The 3,550-nt window shown below is 53.7% G+C and carries 1 protein-coding gene and 1 pseudogene; both read right to left on the minus strand.

What is annotated here, in order from left to right:
- Nucleotides 1–80: 80 nt before the first annotated feature.
- Complete coding sequence (locus AC5V8P_RS24385) at nt 81–3,044, minus strand: DEAD/DEAH box helicase (RefSeq protein ID WP_064795608.1); 2,964 nt, start codon at nt 3,042–3,044, stop codon at nt 81–83.
- Nucleotides 3,041–3,550 (minus strand): annotated as a pseudogene (locus AC5V8P_RS24390) (SWIM zinc finger family protein); the annotation flags it as partial. The gene AC5V8P_RS24385 and the pseudogene AC5V8P_RS24390, both read right to left, overlap by 4 nt.

Below are 3,550 nucleotides of genomic sequence, written 5' to 3' on the forward strand. Positions count from 1 at the left end.
AAACTACTCTACCTTAAAATAGGCATATAACGAACCCGAACGGGTACTCTGTATACACGATAGTCCGATATGAGACATCATTATGCCCAATCGCGCCGTAACGTGAAGAGGTCTTTTAATGCTTCTGTAGACAGCTCCGTAATCCAGCCCTCGGTACTGGTGATGATTTGATCACTGAGCTGCTGCTTGCTCTCCAGCATTTCGTCAATGCGTTCCTCCAGCGTGCCGAGCGAGATGAATTTGTGGACCTGCACATCTTTGGTTTGTCCCATCCGGTAGGCTCGGTCTGTAGCCTGATTTTCAACAGCCGGATTCCACCAGCGATCAAAGTGAAAGACATGGTTGGCAGCTGTCAAATTGAGACCCACGCCCCCTGCTTTGAGCGATAAAATAAACACGGACGGCTGTTCGTCAGGAGGGAGCGTGTGAGATTGGAATTGCTCAATCATTCGGTCCCGCGCAGATTTGGATGTACTGCCATTCAGATAAAGCACGGGTTCTTGAAGCTCCTGAGCGAGTACCTGCTGAAGCATCTGCCCCATACCAATATACTGCGTAAAAATAAGACAGCGATCGCCTTCCTCCCGTAGCTCTTTGACCATAGCTAGAATGCGCTCCAGCTTGGATGAACGGCTTATGATCGCTTCAAGATCGGATGGACGATAACCAGAAGCTGCTGCATCCGGTAGCGCCTCTTTGGTTAAGAGAGCAGGGTGGTCACAAAGCTGCTTCAACTGGGTCAGAGCTGATAAAATAGCTCCTTTGCGCTCGATTCCCTCGAGCTTCTGCATCCGTTCCATTAACTCTTTAACAATCTGATCATAGAGTGCACCCTGCTCGGAGGTGAGGTGAATGTACGTTTTCATCTCGTTCTTGTCAGGCAAATCAAGCTGTATCGCCGGGTCCTTCTTTTTGCGCCGCAGCATGAAGGGCTGAACCAGCTTTTGCAAATCCATTGTGCGCTGCTCGTTATGTTCTTTCTCAATAGCATTCATAAAGCGGTTGCTAAAGGCGCGTGAGCTGCCCAGATAACCTGGATTGATAAAATCATAAATGGACCATAGCTCGGACAGCCGATTTTCAATCGGTGTTCCTGTCAACGCGATACGATGACGTGCAGGGAAGCTGCGAACAGCAGTGGATTGCTTGGTTTGTGCATTTTTAATGTTTTGCGCTTCATCCAGGCAGATCGAATCCCAGGTTATGCTTTGCAGCAGCTCTTGATCCAAAGCTGCTGTAGCAAAAGAAGTCAGGATGACATCCGCTTGCTCGGCTTTTTCGCGGAACCAATCTCCTTGCTCCCGCTTGCTTCCATAGTGCAGCATGACTCTCAATGAAGGAGCGAAGCGGCTGAGCTCTTTCTGCCAGTTGCCCAACACCGAAGTCGGGCAAATCAGCAACGAACTGGAGCGCACACCCGTCTCGGCGGCAATTTCCTGTAGGTGCAGTAAATAAGTAATAAACTGCACCGTTTTGCCGAGCCCCATATCATCGGCCAGGCAGGCGCCCAATCCAAAGCGCCGCAAAAAGGCAAGCCATGCGTACCCGTCCTGCTGATACGTTCGTAGCTCGGCTTGCAGCCCGTCCGGTACGTCCAAAGCAGGCCATTCCGATTGCCGTCCGAGCTGGCTGATCAGCTTCAGCAGATGAGCGTTCAGCTCGACCTCTAGTCGGAAGCGTGCCGGGTCCTCCGGCTGCTCGCCTGAAGCGTTGCCTTCAGGCTCGTCGGTGTTGCCGAGCAGATGCAGCTGCAGGATGTCCTGAAAGGACAATCCCTGAGCGCTGTCGATCCCGTTCATGGCTCGGCGGATTTGCGCCAGCAGCGCAGGGTCGAGCGCGATCCATTGGCCGCGGAAGCGTACCAAGCGCTCGTTGCGAGCCACGAGCTCGGCGAATTCCGACTCGCTCAGATCGGCATCGCCGATGGCTACACGCCAATCGAACTGGACAATCGAGTCCAGTCCGAACAGCGAGCCGCCCTTCGCGCGCGCTTCCGAGCCTTCGCCTGGGCGAACCTTGGCCCGCAGCTTTGGCTTCTTGCGGGTGGCTGCCTCCCACCAAGCCGGCAGCAGTACCTGCCAACCGCTTTCCAGCAGACGCTGGCTGTCGGTCGTCAGGAATTGCCATGCTGCTTCGTCGGAGAGCGGGCGACTCAGTATATCGTCGCGGCTTCCGGCACGCTGCCCTGCGGGCAACATGGCGGTCAAGCGTTCCAACCATCCGCCTGAGCGCTCACGCACATGCGCCGTCCACGCATCGGGCCATGAACCGGATGCGTAACCATCATCGGCAAGCTGTACAGGCACCAGCAAGGCCGGGTCCTGCTTGTCCTGCAACACAAGCTTGAGCTGCCAGGACGGCTCGTCGTCCTCCAGCTCTGGCTCCAGTAGTTGCAGAAGCGGGCGGAAAGGCGCAGTATCAGCCTTCCAGCCAATGGCGATCAGCCATGCCTGAGCATCCAGGCCGGCCGCGACCTGGCGATTAGGGGCGAAGAGAATCGGATATTCTCTTCGCAGGTCAGCGGCTTCCGCTTCGGTGCCGTACCAGCGCTGAAATACAGCGGCCGAGAACGCCGCTATCAACCCGGCGCGCTCGTTCTGATCCAATCGGTCCAGCAAAGCCAGCTCTGCCGGTTGGATATTTTCCAAGGCTTCTGTATCCCATTCCCATTGCAGCTTCCCTGCCTGAAACGACGCAAAGCTGGGCACATAGGCTTTTGCCTCAATGCAGTGAGCCAATAGAGGGATCAGCCGAAGCCACGGGGCATGGGCCTCGTCCCAGATCCATTCGATATGCTTCAGCAGCTCCTGCTCGGACAAAAAAGGAATCACTTGCTCCGAGGGCAGCACGATAATATCGGTGTCTTGAACATGCTGGATCTCCAGCTCGGTGCCGTAAAATGAAGCCTCATGCCAAGCAAACAGGCGTTGCTTCAGCATTTGGCCGGAAATGCTATAGTTCATGGAAGAATCGCCATAGATTAGCGCGTCTCCATAGGTAGTTAATTGGATATGCACCGTAATTGTTTCGGTATATTGGCTCATGATAACAATTTCCCTTTCCGCAATTCCTCCTGTAACGCTCGCAGGCGGCTGTGACGGCTGGTAAAGGTCGTGAAGAACAGCTCCCAGCGTGTTTCTTGCTTCATTTTTTTGTACAGCTTGGACAATCGCTTTAACAGCTTAACTGCTGCTTTATAGCTGGATCTGTTTTTTTCCAGCACATAACGTTCTACCGCTTGATGGTAAAAAGGCAGCAGCAACTCGGGTGCGTTCTTTTCAATCGGTTGCAGCACGCTCACCCGAAAACTTAAAGGTTCACTGCGTATGCTTAGCTGATAGTCAATCCATTGTTGCCATTTTTCATGAGCAAGCAGGGCCTCTTCATACATCCTCCCGGCAAATGGATGCATACCCATCAGCGTGTCCCACATGTCCTCTTCTGTATCTGGAAGGTGCTGCAAAACCAGCTCCCAATAATGCATATAATCCTGTAAATGATCATCCCGATGGCTGTGGAGCAGGGGACCGATATGCCGCAGTCCGTTTTT

The sequence above is a fragment of the Paenibacillus sp. N119s genome (assembly GCF_059447605.1).

What these genes read in the sequence shown, in the direction of transcription:
- AC5V8P_RS24385 (WP_064795608.1), bottom strand. Translation starts at nt 3,044, where the DNA reads ATGAGCCAATATACCGAAACAATTACGGTGCATATCCAATTAACTACC.